Here is a 17,242-nt window from a genome sequence, read left to right as displayed (position 1 = left end):
CACCCACCCCCCCCACCAACCTCCTCACCAAGCTTGGGGTTTTAACTATTTTTTTTGGGGGGGTTTTTTCCGGGGGGTGGGGGGGGGGGGCCCCCCCGGGCGGGGGGGGGGCCCCACCCCGAGAGTCTGCGGGCGTCGTATCGGCGGGGTGGGTGTGACGCGTGAACATGGGGGCTGATGTCCTCGCTGCGCTCGGTTGCTTAGGGGAGGGTGTGCACCTCGCTGAGGTGGTCAGGGCCTTGGCTGAACGGGTGCCGTAGGGCACCTGCCCAGCGGGGCCGGGGGTGTGCTCACCATGGATCCGTCGGCGTGGAAAGGTGAGGGACCCATGGTGAGTGAGGCAGGGGCAGAAGAGTCGCGCCGCTGGGCTGTAGAGCAGGTGGAGGGCGACAGACCCCTTGCGATCGTTCGATGTACTCAGCCAGCAGGTCCAGACGGACAATGACCCACTCGGGAGTGGAGTAAGAATCTCGAGCGGGCGTTCATGGCACCCCCGGTATCTTGCTCCTGTGGAGCAACTTGCAGATCGCGGCGTCATCCGCGCAGCCCTGGACGACTTCGGACATGCCTGGGGTCAGCGCATCGACCGCTGGCGGACCGATGGACAAACCCACACGGAGAAGTCCTTCGCCCAGCAGTTCTGGTCCGACCTGCTGCGCGCTTTCGGGGTGATCCCCGAGCGCATCGACCTGTTCGAGCGCGGGGCCGCGCGCGCCTCCACCGGTGGGGCCGGCTACATCGACTTCTTCTGGTCCGGCGTCGCCCTGGGCGAGGCCAAGTCCCTGGACGCCGACCTCGATGTCGCCCACGCCCAGGCGTTGGACTACCTGGCCGGCGGGTCCATCGGTCAGCACGAGTGGCCCAAGTACGTGCTCGTCACCGACTTCGCCCGCATCCGTGTCGAACGTCTGGGCGAGGCCGGCTGGGTGTCCGAGTTCGCGGTGCAGGACGCCGCCGATCACGTGGACGAGCTGATGTTCCTGGCTGGCCGGGACACCGTGACCAAGGCCGAGGAACAAGAGGCCTCCATCGCGGCCGCGCAGCTGATGGCCTCCATGTTCACCGCCCTCGTCGGGGACGAGGTGGACGTACCCGTGGGCGAGGAGGCCCCCGAGGACGCCGAAGAGGAGGAGTTCGCCACCCAGCAGGCCTCGATCCTGCTCACCCGGCTGCTGTTCCTGCTCTACGGAGACGACGCCGGCCTGTGGGAGGCCGACCTGTTCCAGCGTTGGGTGGAGTGGGACACCACCGCCGACAACCTCGGCCCCCAGCTCGACGCGCTCTTCCGCGTGCTCAACACCCCCGAGAACCGGCGCCGCGGCGTGCCGGACTCCCTGGCCCGCTTCCCCTACGTCAACGGCGGCATCTTCGACGGCACCTCCACCGCCGGGTTCCTCACCAACAACTTCCGGGACGCGCTCGTGGCCGCCTGCCGGTTCCGGTGGACCCAGATCTCCCCGGCCGTATTCGGCTCCATGTTCCAACTGGTCAAGTCCAAGCAGGCCCGCCGCGGGGACGGAGAGCACTACACCTCCGAGGAGAACATCCTCAAGACCATCGGCCCGCTCTTCCTGGACGAGTACCGCGCCCGAGCGGACCGACTCATCCAGAACAAGACCACCACCCGGCGTGAGGTGATCGGGCTGATCGAGGAGATGGCCGCCAACATCTACGTCGACCCGGCCTGCGGAGCCGGCAACTTCTTGAACCTGGCCTACGCCAAGCTGCGCGAGATCGAGACGGACCTGCTGGCCGACCAGCGCCGCCGCACCGGGTCCCAGGACCTGTCCCTAGACGTGAGCTTGGACCAGCGGATCCACATCGACCGGTTCTACGGAATCGAGATCAACTGGTGGCCGGCCAAGATCGCCGAGACCGCCATGTTCCTCGTGGACCACCAGGCCAACCGGCAGCTGGCCGCCGCGCTCGGCCAGGCCCCGGTACGCCTGCCGATCAAGATCACCGCCACGATCTACCAACACGACGCGCTCACCCTCGACTGGTCTCAGGCCCTCCCCGCCCCGGCCGGGCGCACGTTCGTGTTCGGCAACCCCCCGTTCCTAGGTGACCACACCCGCACGGCTGCCCAGCTGGCGCTAATGCAGGCGGCCTGGGGAGAAGGCAAGCAGCTCTCCCGCCTGGACTTCGTGACCTCCTGGCACGCACTGACCCTGCGCCTGCTGGCTGAGCGGGATGGGGAGTGGGCGTTCGTGACCACAAACTCGATCGTTCAGGGGGACCAGCCAGCCCGCTTGTTCGCCCCGATCTTCGCCGCCGGCTGGCGGATCAAGTTCGCCCACCGCACCTTCGCGTGGGACTCTCAAGCCCCCGGCAAGGCCGCGGTGCACTGCGTGATCATCGGCTTCACCCGCGACCCCAATGCCAAGGCGCGCCTGTTCAAGTACGAGCATGCACGCGGTGAAGCCCGCGAGGTGCCCGGGGTGAAGACGATCAACGCCTACCTGGTGGACGGACCCAACGTCCTCGTGGACAAGCGAAGCACCCCCCTCGCCCCCGACCTTCCGGAGGTCACCTACGGATCCAAGCCTGCCGATGCCGGCAACCTCATCGTCACCGCAGAGCAGTACCAGGCCGTGATGGCCGATCCCGTGATGGCCCCCTACGTGCGCCCTTACGTCGGCGCGGTCGAGTTGATCCGCGGCCAGCAACGCTGGTGCCTCTGGCTGACCGATATGGACCCGGATGCGCCCTCCCACTCCCCCGAGCTCAAGCGCCGCCTCGAGGGTGTCGCCGCCGAACGGGCCAAGTCCAAGGCCGCCTCCACCCGGGACTGGGCGCGCTTCCCCCACCTGTTCCGCCAGCGCGGCCTCGTCTCCGATGTGCCCTTCGTCGGGATCCCAGAAGTCAGCAGTGAGGGGCGCGCCTACCTGCCCGTGGCCCACTTCGAGCCCGACGTCATCATCTCCAACAAGGTCTACGGTGCCGTGGACCCCGACGGCATCGTCTTCGCCGTGGCCTCCTCCTCGATGTTCATCACCTGGATGAAGACCGTCGGCGGACGTATGAAGTCCGACCTGTCCTTCTCCAGCACGATTACCTGGAACGGTTTCCCCCTGCCTGCTCTGACCAACAAGGACCGGGCCTCTCTGGCCAAGGCCGGCCAGAACGTCCTCGAAGCCCGGGCTCTCCACCCCGAGCGATCCCTGGCTCAGCACTACGCACCTCTGAGCATGGACCCGGTCCTGGTGAGGGCCCACGACGGGTTGGACACGGTGATGGACAAGATCATGGGAGCACCCCGCCGGTGCCGTACCGAGCTAGAACGTCAGGAGCTGCTCTTCACCCGATATGCGGAGCTGACCTCGTAGCAACGCCCTATACGGCGGATGGAATAGAAGCACCGGCGCCGGAGTAGAGGTCTGCCCCTCTCAGACGACGAACTGCAACTTCGGCCGCACAGTCGAGGCAGCATCCATGACCGCTTCAGTAACCTCGGGAGCGATACGGCCAGCGGCCATGATGGCCTCGAAGTCGTACCCGCCATCAGTGATCAGCTGCCGAGCGATCCCGAGCACCTGCGGCGATTCTGCCGGGCCGAGAGGCCCGGGCTCGGGATGCCCCCAAACGGAGAGTTGCTGGTTGGCACGTCGATACGAGGCCTCGGAGAGCCGCCCCAGCGAGTGAGCACGGTAAACCAGGGCACGCAGACTGACCCCCCAGTGGCGCTTGAGCTCATGGAACGCCGGCCAGTTGATACGCCGGGGCAGGTCTTCAACGATCTCGTCTCGAGGCATGAGGAACTCAGCGGCGAACTGGTGAGCCTGCTGCTCCACTAGCTTCGACCCAGGCTCCGTGTCGGGGTGCAGAACCAGATGGCCCAACTCATGGGCCGCGTCGAACCGACTACGAGCTTTGTCATCCTTGGTCGGGGAGAGGAAAACCAGTGGTCTTGCTCCGGAGTATGTCGAGAACGCGTCCACAGCCGCATCCGTCTCCGTCGGCAACCGCAAGGCGATGATTCCATGCGCTTCCAGAGCCTGGACGACCGATGGCACAGGGCCAGGGGCGATGCCCCACGCCGCACGAGTAAGCCGAGCCGCCTCAACAATGGCCTCATCGGTCAGCTCCTCGGGTAGCTCCAGTTCGGGCAGCGACACCGAAGGAAGGTCGACGTAGGCACCCACCAGGTCAACCAGCTCCAGGCACAGCTCGCCATAGGCCAGCGCCTGCTCCCTGGACGCCGCAGACGTAGAGCGCAACGAGCGGAAGTGGGCCCCGGACGCAGGCAAGAGCGCAAGAGGTCGTCCGGCGCCAAAGAACTCCCGAGGCAGGCCCAGTTGCAAGCAAAGCCGGGCCAGGACGCCTTGAGTCGGCTTCGAGAGGTTCTTCTCGAACTGCCCGATGGCCGTGGGGGTGACTCCCACTTCCCGGGCGAGAGTCGCCTTGGTCTTCCGGCGCAGCCTTCTAGCCACAGTGAGCCGAGTGCCATCGAAGTCCGTACCCGCAGCGGAGAGATGCGAAGGTCGGGTCACGCCTGGCCTTCCTGAGGCCGCCGCTTGAGGGCCATCGACAGGGCTGCTGCGGGTCTCTCATCGAAGTTCGGGCCACGATCAGCCATGGGCGTCGGCGTGGCCTGCGTGTCGAGGTCGGTGTCCCACCAGAGCCTCTGATGGGCGAGGAAGGGCCTCTCACCGAGCACGGGAACGGCCAGCCAGCCCGCGGTCAGCCCGGTGCTGGCTTCCCCTGCCCAGAGGAACATGAACTTCCGCACAATTCCGGGGGCACCAGAGAATGAGAAGAGAGGCACCATGCCGGTGGCAGGGGTCCTGTGCTTCAGAACTTCCGAGTTCTCGGTGGCGAACGCCAACCGGGCGTTACTCTTCTGCCTCCAGTCGATGCCACCCTCCCAGTCAGGAGTACGCCGCTGCGCAGGTGGGACCTTCATCGTCAAAAAGCTCGCGCCCGCGAGCTCGAAGGTGAGGACGTTCCGCGGAGTAGCCACATGAAGCCCGTCAATGCTCCAGTGAGTGTCGGCGCGCTCACGGTCATCGTGGCGGAATCGCCGCAGGGCCCGCTCCGTCATGTTCTCGTGGCCCTGGAAGCCGAGGGACCTCGCAGTGTCACCGAGCTCGTCAGGCTCGTATCGAGCGAGGTTGATCGAGTAGACCTCCTGCACCAGCCCGCGCAAGGCGTCAGTAAGGCCGCTCTCGGTGCAGGCGATAGTGATGGCGTGCAAGGCGCCCTGGGCTGCTTCTTCGGCTCGATCCACGCAGACAGTAAAGCATGGCCGCCTCGACAAGTCCAGAAGAGAAGCACCAATGATCATAATTTGATGAAAACTGAAGTATAATCTTCATCGGTCGGCACTGCTCAGTGGGGCAACCCCGCCTGCGACTCCTCCGCCTCCCACCTGCGAGCTCTCCAGCCGCCAGGTCTGAGCTCGGGCCGCCTCGGCAAACCTCCAAGCGTCGCACCGCTCCAAGCTCGCGAGGATGTCCGCCACGGTGAGAGCCGGGTTGCGGGTGGCCGATGCCTGCACCTGCAAGGAACGCATCACCTCAGCGGGGTCTAGGTCGAGCTGGTTCACGAAGAACTCGTCCGGGTGCTGGGCCTCCAGGTTGAACCGCCCCAGCACCTCCGTCGGGAAGTCCTTGAGGTTGGCCGTCACGATCAAATCCGCGCGCCCCTGGATCGCCGCGGCCACCACGTGCCGGTCGTTCTCATCAGGCAGGCTGATCGCGCTCAGAAGCTCCTCCCACCCTTCCACGCAGGCATCGTCGAACGCTTCGTTCATCACGGCAGCGCGGTGACGGGCCGCCCCGGACTCCTTCATGTCCGGATGGATCGTCTCCAGCGCACGGATGGTTTCCTCGAGGATCCGCTCACTCCACAACGGCCGGTAGAGGCCGGCGTCTGCCAGGGAGAGCAGAGTGTCCGCCTGCGCGATGGGCACCAGCACGCAGGCGTCGAGCACGGCACTGAAGCGCGCCACTACTCGGCCTCCTGCCCCAGGTCGCGGCGCGCCTGCCGGAGCGCGTCCCGGTAGCGATCCGCGTCCTCGGCGTACAACCCCGCCTCCGAGGCCGAGCCCGCGAGCTCCTGCAGGGCAGCACGACGATCCCGGCGCTTCCGTTCCTGGTACTCCACCACGTCCTGCAGGCGCAGCCGCCGGTGGCGTCCCCCGGAGGGCAACTCGTAGGGGAGCTGCCCACTCTCCAGCAGCTTCACGAGCGTGGGACGGCTGATGCCCAGGAAGTTGGCCGCCTCCTGAGTGGTGAGCATCTGATCGACCGGGGCCACGGTGATGGCCTTGCCCACCCGCATGGCCTCGACCACGTCGCGCAGGACGTTGAACGCCTCCAGCGGAAGAGGAACGGTCTGCCCGTCAGGTCCCAGCAGGGCGGCCGGCTGCGTCAAGCCCCCCAGGAACCTGCTCAAATCGAGCATCTCCTCCAGGTCCGTGGGAGGCATCACCGTGTGCTTGTCGTTGAGCGTGGTGGTCATGCAAGCAGTATGGGAGACGAAACGAAAAAATCGCAACCCTCTTCCAGGCCAGGCTCAGCCCCCCGTCTCCACACCCCGAGCCAGCGAGGTGTACAGCGTCTGCCGGCTCACCCCGAACGTGCGCGCCACCTCCGCCTTCGGGATCCCCATCTGAATCATCACCCGCGCCTGCTCCACATCGGTGTCCGAGAGCTTCGGGGCCTGCACGTACTTGCCGCGGGCCTTGGCCAACGCGATGCCCTCAGCCTGGCGCTCCTTGATCCGCCGTCGCTCGAACTCCGCGAACCCCGCCAGGATGCCCAACATCAGCCCATCCACCGGGGAGGTGCCAGACTTGTCCACGGTGATCCGCTCGGCCACGAACTGCACCGCACACCCCTTGCCGGTGAGCTCATCCACGATCGCGTAAAGGTCCCGGGTGTCCCGTCCCAGCCGATCCATCGAGGCAACCTTCACCAGATCCCCCTCGCGGACGTACCGCATCAGCTCAGCCAACCCGGTGCGCTTGGCCCTCGAGCTGCCCGAGATCTTGTCCTCGAAGATCCGGTCGCACTCCCCCACCGCCTCGAGTTGGCGGTCCAGGTTCTGCTCAACCGAGCTGACTCGCACGTACCCCACAGTCTGTCCAACCACGTTTAAGACCCTCCGTCAGTTATGTCCAACGCCCCGGTTTGGGACCGTCTCTGACGTGATGCTGTGAACAGCTTCGCTCTGTGTCGTCCTTCAAGCTTCTCTCCCTGTCGTCCCGCGTCACGAAGCGGACCGGTTCTCGAGGTGCGGAAGATCGTCGGTGCGGGCATGGGGTGGTGGGTGCATACTGGTGGTGTCTTCGGACCCGGCAGTGGGGCTTGCCGGACCCAACCTCGACACTCGTCGACAACAGTCCCTATCTCAGCTGGTTGCGCTTCTGTGCGCCTGAGGTAGGGAGATGTCATGGTCGAGTCGAACACTGCCGGTGTTGTCGTGGTCGGTGTGCAGTCCGGGCAGGGGCACGACGTCGTCGGTGTCGCGGCTGCCGTCGCTGAACGCTTCAGCGCCCGCCTGGTGTGTGTGGTCGTCGATCCGGCGCTGCTGTCAGCGGGGGTGCGTGCGGACGGGTCGGAGATCATCGAACCGATCGACCCGGACACGGCGGACAGCGACCCGCAGCAGCTCCCCGACGAAGACATGCGGGTCATCAGAGATCTTGCTGCGGCGCGATCGGTCGACGTGGACTTCGTCTCCCGCGTCGGGGACCCGAGTCACGCACTCGCTGCGGTGGCTGAGGAACGTGACGCGGTGATGATCGTCGTCGGATCCCAGGCTGGCCGACGCCGGATAGCGGAACTGCTCACCGGGTCCGTCGCCGCGCACCTGACGCATCAGCAGCACCGGCCGATACTGGTCGTCCCGCACGACCCGGTCGGCGCCACCGTCCTCCTCCCGTCGGAAGCCCCGTGACGGGCATGCTGACGCTCCTGCGGCATGGGGAGAGCACCGCGAACGAAGCCGGCACCTTCACCGGGCTCCTCGACGTCCCGCTCACGCACCGCGGCGAACGGCAAGCATCCGCAGCCGGACAGCTCCTCCGGTCGAACCACATCACGCCGGACGTCGTGGTCACCTCCACATTGCGCCGTGCCGTCCGCACCGCCGAACTGGTCTGCGACGCCCTCGGGACACAGCTGCCCACGGAAGCGGTGTGGCAGCTCAACGAACGCAACTACGGTGCCCTGACCGGGATGACGAAGACCGACGCCCGTCGGATGCTCGGTGACGACGAGTACGTGCGGCTCCGCAGGTCCCGTACCGGCACACCGCCACCGATGTCGCTGCACCTGTGGGAGGAACTGCGGTCGAGCTCCGCGCTGCGCGGCCTGCCCGACGGCGCCCTCCGACGCACCGAGGCACTCTCGGACGTCATCAAGCGGGTCCGCCCCGTCTTGCACGACCGGCTCCTGCCGATGGTGCGGTCAGGGCGGAGCGTCCTCGTCGTCGCGCACGGGAACTCGCTCCGCGCACTCTGCGCATGCATCGACGACCTCACCGACCCGGAGCTCGAGCAGCTCAACCTGCCGACCGGGCAACCCGTGCAGTACCACCTCGCCCCGACGGGTGCTCTCGTCCCGCGGGGTGGGGCGTTCCTGGATCCGGTAGCAGCACAGCACGCCGCGGCGCTGGTCGCGGCAGAAGGCGGAACATGACCACCCGAACGGACACCCCGATGCCCGACGACCAGCTCCCTCCCGACCCGGACGTCGACGTCTCCGACCCGGCAACGACCATGCGGCCGGTGCATCTGCGGTGGCGGTACGTCGGCCTCGTCGCCGTCGGTGGGGCCGGCGGTACTGCCCTCCGCGACGTCATCAGTAGCGTGCTCCCTGCCGATGGCGGGGTGAGTTGGTCGATCTTCTGGATCAACATCACCGGGGCGCTGGCCCTCGGTGTGCTGTTGGAAGCGCTCGCGCACCGTGGGCCCGATGCCGGTCGCCGGAGGGTGCTGCGGCTGCTCCTCGGGACAGGGGTCCTCGGCGGGTTCACCACCTACAGCACCCTCGCCGAGTCCACCGCCGCCCTGTTCCTCGACGGCCACGGCCTCGCTGGCACCGGCTACGCGCTCCTCACTGTCCTATCCGGCGCGATCGCGACCGCCTGCGGTCTCGTCGTCGCCGGCTGGTTCCGTCCCCGAACGGAGGAAGCATGAACGCCGCCCTCATCGTCGTCGTCGCCCTCGGTGGCGGTGCCGGCGCTGCCGGTCGGTTCCTCCTCGACGGGCTGATCAACACCGGCCGGGAGTTCCGGCTCCCCGTCGGCACGCTGACGATCAACATCACCGGGTCGCTGCTGCTGGGGATCATCGTCGGCGCCGCCACGCACCTCGGCGCGGTGCCGGTCGCGGTCCTCGGCACCGGGGTGATGGGCGGCTACACCACGTTCAGCACCGCCAGCTTCGAAACCGTCCGCCTCGCCCGCAGCGGACGGATCACCGCCGCCGCGATCAACGGTCTCGGAATGCTCGTCGTCTCCGTCGCCGCCGCGACCGCCGGCATCCTCCTCGGCGGCACCCTGTGACCACCCCACTCACTGACCACCCACCCGCTCCAGCACCGGAGGTACCCATGCTGTTCGACGTCACGATCGAGATTCCCCGCGGCAGCGGCAACAAGTACGAGGTCGACCACACCACCGGCCGGATCCGGCTCGACCGGGCGGTGTTCACCAGCATGGTGTTCCCCCAGGACTACGGCTCCATCGACAACACCCTCGGCGATGACGGCGACCCCCTCGACGCCCTGGTGCTCCTGCCCCGTCCCACGTTCCCCGGCGTCGTCATCACGGTCCGGCCGGTCGGGATGCTGCGCATGGTCGACGAGAACGGCGGCGACGACAAGATCCTCACCGTTCCCGCTGGCGACGACCGCTTCGCGCAGCTGCGGGACATCACCGATGTGCCGGAACACACGCTGGCGGAGATCGAGCACTTCTTCGCCCACTACAAGGAGATCGAGCACGGCAAGCACGTCACCACCAACGGGTGGGCCGACCGTGCTGCTGCCGAAGCCGTCATCCGCACCGCACAGAACGCCCACACCCGACACCCGTGACCCACGGGTCCACAGACTGCCGCGGGGAGGCACTGGCGCTGAGTGATCGCCAGCAGGTCGTCCCTCCGCCTCCCCGCGGCTTCCCCTTCCAACCACAGACCAGCTCGACGCATGACCCGAACCGAACCGAAGGAGCGTCACCATGAACGACTACATCAGCGGCATCCACCACCACGGAGCCCATCAGGGTGAGTACGTCACCCACCACGACCACCCCGTCACCATCGACGCCGTCCACGGCGCCCGCATCCTCGACTCCCGCGGCTACCCGACCGTCCGCGTGTCCCTCGAGCTCGACGACGGCCGCACCGTCACCGGGGACGCCCCCGCGGGCGCATCCACCGGCGCCCACGAAGCCGTCGAGCTCCGCGACGGCGGTTCCGCGTTCGGCGGCCGCGACGTCACCCAGGCGCTCCACCTGATCGACACCGACATCTCAGGGCTCCTCACCGGCCGGTCGTGGTCGGCGATCGGGCAGATCGACGCCGCCCTTGCCGAACTCGACGGCACCACCGGGTACCGCCGGCTCGGCGCGAACAGCGTTGTCGCCACCTCGATCGCCGCATCCAGGGCCCTCGCCCATGCCGCGGACCTCCCGCTCTGGCAGTGGATCGCTGAGATCACCGGCTCGACGCCGCGGATGCCGGTCCCGCACTTCAACGTCCTCAACGGCGGCGCGCACGCAGCGAACGAGCTGGACTTCCAGGAGTTCATGATCGCTCCCGTCAACGCAGGCTCGATGGCAGACGCCGTCCGAATCGGCGCAGACGTGTACCACGCTCTCGCGGCGCTGGTTCGGGACCGGTTCGGCAGCCTCGGCCTCGGCGACGAGGGCGGTTTCGCACCGTCGATCGCTGCGCCCGAGGAAGCGCTCGACCTGCTCGTCGACGCGATCCGTACCGCCGGCTACGAGCCGGGCGTCGATCAGGTGGCGATCGCGCTCGATCCGGCCGCGAACGAGTTCTCCCAGGGCGACGGCTCCTACCGGGTGCTCAACGACAGCCTCGACCGGGACGGGCTGGTCGACTACTACCGGCACCTCATCGACACGTATCCGATCCGGAGCATCGAAGACGCGTTCGCGGAAGACGACCATGAGGGGTTCCGCCGCATGCAAGCGGCGCTCGGCGACCGGATCCAGATCGTCGGCGACGACCTCTACGTCACCGACCCACAGCGGATCCGCGACGGCGGCGAGCAGCAGCTGACGAACGCGGCACTGATCAAGCCGAACCAGATCGGGACCGTCTCCCAGACCCTCGGCGCGATCGCCACCGCCAAGAGCATCGGGATGGCCAGCATGGTCTCCCACCGTTCTGGGGAGACCACGGACACGTTCATCGCGGACCTCGTTGTCGGGACCGGCACCGGGCAGATCAAGTCCGGCGCACCCGGCCGCGGGGAACGCGTCGCGAAGTACAACCGGCTCACCGAGATCGCCGAGCAGCACCCGGAGCTGCCCTACGGACTGATCTGACCACCGGTACTCGAGCTGCGAGCAGTGTCCAGGAACGCCGTCACAGCGGGCCCCGGGCGGCCTGACCAGATCGCTCGCAGCGGCCGGATCAGTGGCGGGCCGAGCAGTAGCGCCCGGACGAGGGCACCGTCTTCGAGGTCAGTGTCGACGGTGCGGAGACTCATCACCGCGGGCGCGATGCCCGCTCGAGCGTTGGCGCGGATGATGCCAGTCGTTTCCAGCACTGCAGCCGGCGGGACCAGGGTCAGACCCGCGTCGTCGAGCCACGCTTCGACCGTGGAGCGGGTGCCGGACCCTTCCTCACGGAGCAGCAGGGGTGTCTCCGCGAGGTCATCCGAGGTGATGGCCGAAGCGCTTGCCCAAGGATGGTGCGGGGCGACGACGACCACGAGTTCGTCCTCATCGACCACCAACGATGAGAGGCCAATCGGCGCAGCAGGAGTCTCCGTGAACCCGACGTCGGCAGCGCCGGAACGGACGAGGTCGGTCACGTCGGCGGAGTTCCCCGCGATCAAACGCACCGACGCATCCGGCGTGGCAGCACGGTGGGTGAGCAGCCATCCGGGCAGCAGGAGTTCGGCGATCGTCTGCGACGCTGCGATCACGAGGGATCCCGCCGGTTCCCGCAGCGCGGCGACGCCTGCTTCAAGCCGCCGGGAGGCCTCCAACACCGGGACGGCGAGACCGAGCACCACCCGGCCGGCGTCGGTCAGCGCGGTCCCGGATGCCGTCCGGTGCGCCAGCGGCTGACCGGTCGCCTGCTCCGCGGCACGCAAGCGCGCAGACACCGCCTGCTGTGTCACCCCCAACACCTCGGCCGCGCGGGTCAACGACCCGGTCTCCGCGACGCGGACGAGGACCTCGAGGGTGTCGAGGTCCAGGATCCGGTCCGTCAACCGCCGCAGTGCCACAAGCAACCATTGTGCCCTGCCAACGAGTCCGCCGTTCCCGAACCACGGGGCACACGCGCACGATGGGTGCATGTCCGCTCACCTCGCCCACGCACCCGCAGCCTCTGAGCACGGTGTGCGCGACCGGCGGCTGTTCCGGGAGCTGGAGCGGCCCGGCCTGATCGTGTCGAACCTGACCCCGAACTGGTTCGCGTCGATCATGGGGACCGGGATCGTCGCCGTCGCGGCCGCGTCGTTACCGCTGCAGTTCCCCGGTCTGCGCACGGCGGCGACGGTCGTCTGGGCGATCGCGGCGGTCCTGCTCGTCGCCCTCACCATCGCGACGGTCCTGCACTGGGTCCGCTACCGGAGCACCGCAGCGAAGCACCACCTCAACCCGGTGATTTCCCACTTCTACGGCGCACCGCCCATGGCGTTCCTCACCGTCGGCGCCGGCACGATCCTCCTCGGCAAGGACTGGATCGGCCTCCCCGCCGCCGTCACCGTCGACTGGGTCCTCTGGACCATCGGCACCATCGGCGGCCTGCTCACCGCGGTCCTGGTGCCGTACCTGGCGTTCACCCGCCACGAGAACACGCCCGAATCCGCGTTCGGCGGCTGGCTGATGCCGATCGTCCCGCCGATGGTGTCCGCCTCGACCGGTGCGCTCCTCCTGCCGTATGCCCCCGCCGGGCAGGCACGGGAGACCCTGCTGTGGTCCTGCTACGGCTTCTTCGGCCTCAGCCTCATCACGTCCCTGGTCGTCATTACGCTGATCTGGAACCGTCTCGCGCAACACAAGGTCGGTGCCGCCGGTATGGTGCCGACCCTGTGGATCGTCCTCGGACCGGTCGGACAGTCCATCACCGCGGTAAACCTCCTCGCATCGAACGCCCCCGCCGTCGTCGACGCGTCGACCGCCCACGCACTGCTGGTCGTGGCGCTGGTGTACGGGTTCGCGATGCTCGGCTTCGCGCTGCTGTGGACCGTCATCGCCCTCGCCATCACCATCCGCACCGCCCGCGAACACCTGCTGTTCAGCCTGACCTGGTGGTCATTCACGTTCCCCGTCGGCACCTGCGTCACCGGCCTGAACGGCCTGGCCCTGCACTCCGGACTCACCGTCGTCGCCGTCCTCGCAGTCGTCTACTACGTGGGCCTCGTCGCCGCGTGGATCACCGTTGCCGTCCGCACCTTCCACGGCTCCGTCATCCGCGGCACACTCCTCGCACCACCACAGCCGGCATGAGCACCCCCGACGAACTCGCGGACGAGGTCGCGGACGTTCGATCCCTGAACGCCCTCGCCGAGGCATGGCGCACCGCACCCGACGGTTCACGGCGGTTCGTCCCGAACTTCGACCCGAGATCCGGCGGCACATCCAGCCGCGTCCTGGTCCTCATGCAGTCGCCCGGCCCCCAGACGATCGCCGCAGCGCACACGGCGATCTGCAGCGAGGACAACCCGGGCCCGACCGCGGCCGCGTTCCGCGCAGCCCGCATCGAGTCCGGACTCGCACGCAACGACTACCTCCGCTGGAACCTCATCCCGTGGGAGATTCTCGGCCGCGTCCGACCTGTGGACATCGACGAGGGGCGACACGCCCTCGAAACTCTGCTCAAGGTGCTCCCCGTGCTCGATGCCATCGTCACGTACGGTACCGCCGCCCTCAACGGAGTCATGCGGCACCTCACCCTGGACGAGCACCCCCGACTCGTACCCGTCATCGCGGCACCACACCCCTCTCCGGCCAACGGCCGCCATCGCGCGGAACAACAACGACGTTCCGTCCAAGCGCTCCGGCTCGCGGCGCTGACTCACCGGCTGTAGCAAATACGAACGACTCCGCTACAACTGCCCGTGCCGACGGTTCGGCAGCGTGTGAGGCGGCGTGTCTTGTAACGGAACCCAATCCCGGAATCTACGTGCCGCCACTACCCCTCCTGGTCGAGTTTCGCTACGTTCTCTCCATGGGTCACCTCCTCGGGTACGCGCGCGTGTCCACCACCGACCAGGACGCGTCGCTACAGATCGACGCGCTGGGCGCCGCCGGCTGCTACCGCGTGTTCGTCGACACCATGTCCGGGTCGCTGCAACACCGGCCCGAGCTCGACAAGCTCCTCGACCAGCTCCGCCCCGGCGACACTCTCGTCGTCTGGCGACTCGACCGGCTCGGTCGATCCATCCGGCACCTCATCGACCAGCTGCACGCACTCGCCGAACGCGGCATCGGGTTCCGGTCGCTGCAGGAGACCATTGACACCACCTCACCCGGTGGCCGGCTTGTGTTCCACGTCTTCGCTGCGCTGGCGGAGTTCGAACGGGACCTCATCAAGGAACGCACCAACGCCGGCCTCGCCGCCGCCCGAGCCCGCGGCAGAACCGGCGGCCGACCATCTCGGCTCTCCGCGGACCAGGTGCGCACCGCACGCCGGCTCTACGAACAGCAGGACATGACCGTCGCGCAGATCGGCGATGTCCTCGGCGTCAGCCGCACCACCATCTACCGGACGCTCGCGAAGCACGCCGAACCCGTCGCCCGCCGACGCGCAAAGCCCTCACCGACGATGTAGCCGGTCATGGACGCGAGCGAGCGGTGGCGAATCCTTCGACTGCACGTCGAGGACGCAATCCCGCTTGCCACTCTGGCCCGCAGCACGGGCGTCACCGAGCGCACCCTGCAACGCTGGCTCGCCCGCTACCGGACAGGCGGATACGCCGCCCTCGCCGACGACGCTCGCGCCGACCATGGCGTCCGACGCACAGCACCGGAACTCGTCCGCCTGGTCGAAGGGCTTGCGCTCACCAAGCCGCGGCCGTCGATCGCCACCATTCACCGTCAGGTTGGCGTCCACTGCGCTGAACGGGGACTGCCGTCGCCGTCGTACTCCGCCGTGCGGTCGATCGTGAACGGGCTCGATCCCGGAATGGTGACGCTCGCACTCGAGGGGCCAGCGTCATACCGTGACAAACACGAGCTGCTGCTCCGACGTCGCGCGGACCGCCCGAACGCGATCTGGCAGGCGGACCACACGATGCTTGACCTGCTCATCGTCGGGCCCAACGGCAAGCCCGCACGGCCGTGGTTGACGGTGATCCTCGACGACTACTCCCGCGCGATCTGCGGGTACATGGTGTTCCTCGGTGCCCCGTCAGCGGCGAACACCGCGCTCGCGCTGCGCCAAGCGATCTGGCACAAGCCGGAACCGGACTGGCCCGTCTGCGGGATCCCGGACGTGCTCTACACGGACCACGGGTCCGACTTCACCAGCCATCGTCTCGGCGACACCGCCGCTGTGCTGCACCTCCGCATCATCCACTCGCAGGTCGCCCGGCCCCAGGGGCGCGGGAAGATCGAGCGGTTCTTCGGCACGATCAACACCGAACTGCTCCCAACGCTCCCCGGCCATTTCGCAGCCGGATCCTCGGCGCCGACGCCGGCGCTGGATCTCGGCGGCGTCGACAGTGCCATCAGCACGTTCATCCGCAGCTACAACGCCCGCACCCACCGCGAGCTCCGGACGAGCCCACTGCACGCGTGGATTGCAGACGGGTGGCTGCCACGGCTCCCGGAGTCCCTTGAACAGCTCGACGGGTTCCTGCTCACCGTCCCCACGACGCGGGTCGTGCAGCGCGATGGCATCCACTTCGAGGGCCTCCGCTACACCGCGGCCACTCTCGCGCCGTTCGTCGGTAGCACCGTGAGTGTCCGGTACGACCCACGCGACGTCACCGAGATCCGCGTCTTCCACCGCGACGTGTTCCTCTGCACCGCGATCAGCACCGAGCACCAGACCGAGACGATCAGCCTCAAGCAGATCCAAGCCGCCAGGAACGCTCACCGCCGGGCTTTACGCGGGCAGATCCACGAACGCATCGCGATCGTCAATCCCAAACTCGACGACACCACCACACCGGCAGCCGTCGAGACGGATCGGCCGCGACTGAAGACCTACGAGGAGGACCGGTCATGACGAGCCAGTTCATCGTCACCAAGGAGCACCGCCGGTTCGCAGAGTTTGCCGACGCGGTCCGGAAGCAGAACACCATCGGCGTCTGCTTCGGGCCCGCCGGCGTCGGCAAGACCCTCTCAGCGCGCCGCTACGCGCACTGGGACAGCATCGGCCCGTTCATCGCCAGGTGGGCCGCACGCAGTGAAGACGACACCAAGATCTATGCCGCGGCCCACCGCGCCCGGACCGTCTTCTACACGCCCGAGGTCTCCGCGACGATGCGCGCCCTGCAAGAGGACCTCCGGCACGACATGATCCGCACCGAACGCTGCATCGAGGAACACCTCGTCCTCCACGGCGGCCACGTCGACCACGCGCACGGCCCCAACCCGTCACTGCTCGAGCTGATCATCATCGATGAGTCCGAACGCCTCACCGGCAACGCCATCGAGTGGCTCCGCGACCAGTACGACCGAACAGGCATCGCGATGATCCTGATCGGCATGCCCGGCATCGAGAAGCAGTTCACTCACTACCCACAGCTCTACAGCCGACTCGGGTTCGCCCACCAGTACCGCCCCCTCGGCCACGACGAGCTGCTGTTCGTCCTCGAACGTCAATGGCGCAAGCTCGGCAAGACCCTCGACCCCGACGACTTCACTGACGCGCAAGCCATCGCCGCCGTCGAACGCATCACCCGCGGCAACTTCCGTCTCCTCGAACGTCTCCTCCCACAGATTCAACGTGTCCTGAAGATCAACGAGCTCGACGTCATCACCAACGACGTCGTCGAAGCCGCCCGCAGCACCCTCGTCATCGGCACCACCTAACCCGACACGGAACGCAGCGAAAACCGCGACACAGAGCGAAGCT

The 17,242-nt window shown here is 67.6% G+C and carries 18 protein-coding genes; 12 read left to right on the top strand and 6 right to left on the bottom strand.

Annotation, left to right across the window (positions count from 1 at the left end; translation table 11 throughout):
- Positions 1-509: 509 nt before the first annotated feature.
- On the top strand, positions 510-3,329 hold the full coding sequence (locus ACIRD7_RS42105) for a DNA methyltransferase (protein WP_002857219.1): 2,820 nt from the start codon (positions 510-512) through the stop codon (positions 3,327-3,329).
- A gap of 60 nt (positions 3,330-3,389) precedes the next feature.
- On the opposite strand, the gene ACIRD7_RS42100 is transcribed toward ACIRD7_RS42105, so the two are convergent.
- The 5 genes from ACIRD7_RS42100 to ACIRD7_RS42080 all read right to left on the bottom strand — a co-directional run bounded on the left by ACIRD7_RS42100 (position 3,390) and on the right by ACIRD7_RS42080 (position 7,074).
- Positions 3,390-4,433, bottom strand: a complete 1,044-nt coding sequence (locus tag ACIRD7_RS42100; RefSeq protein ID WP_403461357.1) for an XRE family transcriptional regulator — start codon at positions 4,431-4,433, stop codon at positions 3,390-3,392.
- 56 nt (positions 4,434-4,489) lie between these two features.
- Positions 4,490-5,230 (bottom strand): hypothetical protein, encoded by a 741-nt coding sequence (locus tag ACIRD7_RS42095; RefSeq protein ID WP_002854159.1) that lies wholly within the window; start codon positions 5,228-5,230, stop codon positions 4,490-4,492.
- An 84-nt stretch (positions 5,231-5,314) separates the two neighbouring features.
- On the bottom strand, positions 5,315-5,953 hold the full coding sequence (locus ACIRD7_RS42090; protein ID WP_002854160.1) for a PIN domain-containing protein: 639 nt from the start codon (positions 5,951-5,953) through the stop codon (positions 5,315-5,317).
- Positions 5,953-6,465: a helix-turn-helix domain-containing protein gene (locus ACIRD7_RS42085; protein WP_002854161.1), complete on the bottom strand. Its 513-nt coding sequence runs from the start codon at positions 6,463-6,465 to the stop codon at positions 5,953-5,955. The genes ACIRD7_RS42090 and ACIRD7_RS42085 overlap by 1 nt, the downstream gene beginning before the upstream one ends.
- A 54-nt stretch (positions 6,466-6,519) precedes the next feature.
- Positions 6,520-7,074, bottom strand: a complete 555-nt coding sequence (locus ACIRD7_RS42080; protein ID WP_403461356.1) for a recombinase family protein — start codon at positions 7,072-7,074, stop codon at positions 6,520-6,522.
- 324 nt (positions 7,075-7,398) lie between these two features.
- Between ACIRD7_RS42080 and ACIRD7_RS42075 the strand changes: the two genes are divergently transcribed.
- The 6 genes from ACIRD7_RS42075 to eno all read left to right on the top strand — a co-directional run bounded on the left by ACIRD7_RS42075 (position 7,399) and on the right by eno (position 11,526).
- Positions 7,399-7,905 carry a universal stress protein gene (locus ACIRD7_RS42075; RefSeq protein WP_002854163.1) on the top strand — a complete coding sequence of 169 codons (507 nt, stop codon included), beginning with the start codon at positions 7,399-7,401 and terminating at the stop codon, positions 7,903-7,905.
- A gap of 5 nt (positions 7,906-7,910) precedes the next feature.
- Complete coding sequence (locus tag ACIRD7_RS42070; RefSeq protein ID WP_063718739.1) at positions 7,911-8,648, top strand: 2,3-diphosphoglycerate-dependent phosphoglycerate mutase; 738 nt, start codon at positions 7,911-7,913, stop codon at positions 8,646-8,648.
- Complete coding sequence (locus ACIRD7_RS42065) at positions 8,645-9,148, top strand: CrcB family protein (RefSeq protein ID WP_002854165.1); 504 nt, start codon at positions 8,645-8,647, stop codon at positions 9,146-9,148. Before ACIRD7_RS42070 ends, ACIRD7_RS42065 begins: the two co-directional genes overlap by 4 nt.
- Positions 9,145-9,516 (top strand): CrcB family protein, encoded by a 372-nt coding sequence (locus tag ACIRD7_RS42060; RefSeq protein WP_002854166.1) that lies wholly within the window; start codon positions 9,145-9,147, stop codon positions 9,514-9,516. The genes ACIRD7_RS42065 and ACIRD7_RS42060 overlap by 4 nt, the downstream gene beginning before the upstream one ends.
- A 47-nt stretch (positions 9,517-9,563) precedes the next feature.
- Entirely contained in the window at positions 9,564-10,049 is a 486-nt protein-coding gene (locus ACIRD7_RS42055; protein WP_002854167.1) for an inorganic diphosphatase, read from the top strand.
- A gap of 142 nt (positions 10,050-10,191) precedes the next feature.
- Positions 10,192-11,526, top strand: coding sequence for a phosphopyruvate hydratase (gene eno, locus ACIRD7_RS42050; protein WP_002854168.1), 1,335 nt, complete (start codon positions 10,192-10,194; stop codon positions 11,524-11,526).
- Here eno and ACIRD7_RS42045 read toward each other — a convergent pair.
- A complete protein-coding gene (locus ACIRD7_RS42045; RefSeq protein WP_002854169.1) occupies positions 11,511-12,437 on the bottom strand; it encodes a LysR family transcriptional regulator in 927 nt (308 codons plus the stop codon). The two genes, eno and ACIRD7_RS42045, sit on opposite strands and share 16 nt — an antisense overlap.
- 70 nt (positions 12,438-12,507) lie before the next feature.
- Between ACIRD7_RS42045 and ACIRD7_RS42040 the strand changes: the two genes are divergently transcribed.
- The 5 genes from ACIRD7_RS42040 (at position 12,508) to ACIRD7_RS42020 (ending at position 17,199) form a co-directional block, all read left to right on the top strand.
- A complete protein-coding gene (locus ACIRD7_RS42040; protein ID WP_002854171.1) occupies positions 12,508-13,665 on the top strand; it encodes a TDT family transporter in 1,158 nt (385 codons plus the stop codon).
- On the top strand, positions 13,662-14,246 hold the full coding sequence (locus ACIRD7_RS42035; protein WP_002854173.1) for a uracil-DNA glycosylase family protein: 585 nt from the start codon (positions 13,662-13,664) through the stop codon (positions 14,244-14,246). The genes ACIRD7_RS42040 and ACIRD7_RS42035 overlap by 4 nt, the downstream gene beginning before the upstream one ends.
- A 140-nt stretch (positions 14,247-14,386) precedes the next feature.
- Entirely contained in the window at positions 14,387-14,989 is a 603-nt protein-coding gene (locus tag ACIRD7_RS42030; RefSeq protein ID WP_002857200.1) for a recombinase family protein, read from the top strand.
- A 6-nt stretch (positions 14,990-14,995) separates the two neighbouring features.
- Positions 14,996-16,390 carry a Mu transposase C-terminal domain-containing protein gene (locus ACIRD7_RS42025; RefSeq protein ID WP_002857201.1) on the top strand — a complete coding sequence of 465 codons (1,395 nt, stop codon included), beginning with the start codon at positions 14,996-14,998 and terminating at the stop codon, positions 16,388-16,390.
- Positions 16,387-17,199 (top strand): AAA family ATPase, encoded by an 813-nt coding sequence (locus tag ACIRD7_RS42020; protein ID WP_002857202.1) that lies wholly within the window; start codon positions 16,387-16,389, stop codon positions 17,197-17,199. The genes ACIRD7_RS42025 and ACIRD7_RS42020 overlap by 4 nt, the downstream gene beginning before the upstream one ends.
- Positions 17,200-17,242: the final 43 nt, after the last annotated feature.

This window comes from Streptomyces sp. NPDC093568 (genome assembly GCF_044764945.1).
Taxonomy (GTDB): domain Bacteria; phylum Actinomycetota; class Actinomycetes; order Streptomycetales; family Streptomycetaceae; genus Streptomyces.
The sequence above is the reverse complement of the archived record's forward strand: the minus strand, read 5'-3'. Positions and strand labels throughout refer to the sequence as shown.

Bases quoted from the DNA above. Each gene is read 5' to 3' on its own strand.
- ACIRD7_RS42085 (WP_002854161.1), bottom strand. From the start codon at position 6,465: ATGACCACCACGCTCAACGACAAGCACACGGTGATGCCTCCCACGGAC.
- ACIRD7_RS42075 (WP_002854163.1), top strand. From the start codon at position 7,399: ATGGTCGAGTCGAACACTGCCGGTGTTGTCGTGGTCGGTGTGCAGTCC.
- ACIRD7_RS42070 (WP_063718739.1), top strand. From the start codon at position 7,911: ATGCTGACGCTCCTGCGGCATGGGGAGAGCACCGCGAACGAAGCCGGC.
- ACIRD7_RS42065 (WP_002854165.1), top strand. From the start codon at position 8,645: ATGACCACCCGAACGGACACCCCGATGCCCGACGACCAGCTCCCTCCC.
- ACIRD7_RS42060 (WP_002854166.1), top strand. From the start codon at position 9,145: ATGAACGCCGCCCTCATCGTCGTCGTCGCCCTCGGTGGCGGTGCCGGC.
- ACIRD7_RS42055 (WP_002854167.1), top strand. From the start codon at position 9,564: ATGCTGTTCGACGTCACGATCGAGATTCCCCGCGGCAGCGGCAACAAG.
- eno (WP_002854168.1), top strand. From the start codon at position 10,192: ATGAACGACTACATCAGCGGCATCCACCACCACGGAGCCCATCAGGGT.
- ACIRD7_RS42040 (WP_002854171.1), top strand. From the start codon at position 12,508: ATGTCCGCTCACCTCGCCCACGCACCCGCAGCCTCTGAGCACGGTGTG.
- ACIRD7_RS42035 (WP_002854173.1), top strand. From the start codon at position 13,662: ATGAGCACCCCCGACGAACTCGCGGACGAGGTCGCGGACGTTCGATCC.
- ACIRD7_RS42030 (WP_002857200.1), top strand. From the start codon at position 14,387: ATGGGTCACCTCCTCGGGTACGCGCGCGTGTCCACCACCGACCAGGAC.
- ACIRD7_RS42025 (WP_002857201.1), top strand. From the start codon at position 14,996: ATGGACGCGAGCGAGCGGTGGCGAATCCTTCGACTGCACGTCGAGGAC.
- ACIRD7_RS42020 (WP_002857202.1), top strand. From the start codon at position 16,387: ATGACGAGCCAGTTCATCGTCACCAAGGAGCACCGCCGGTTCGCAGAG.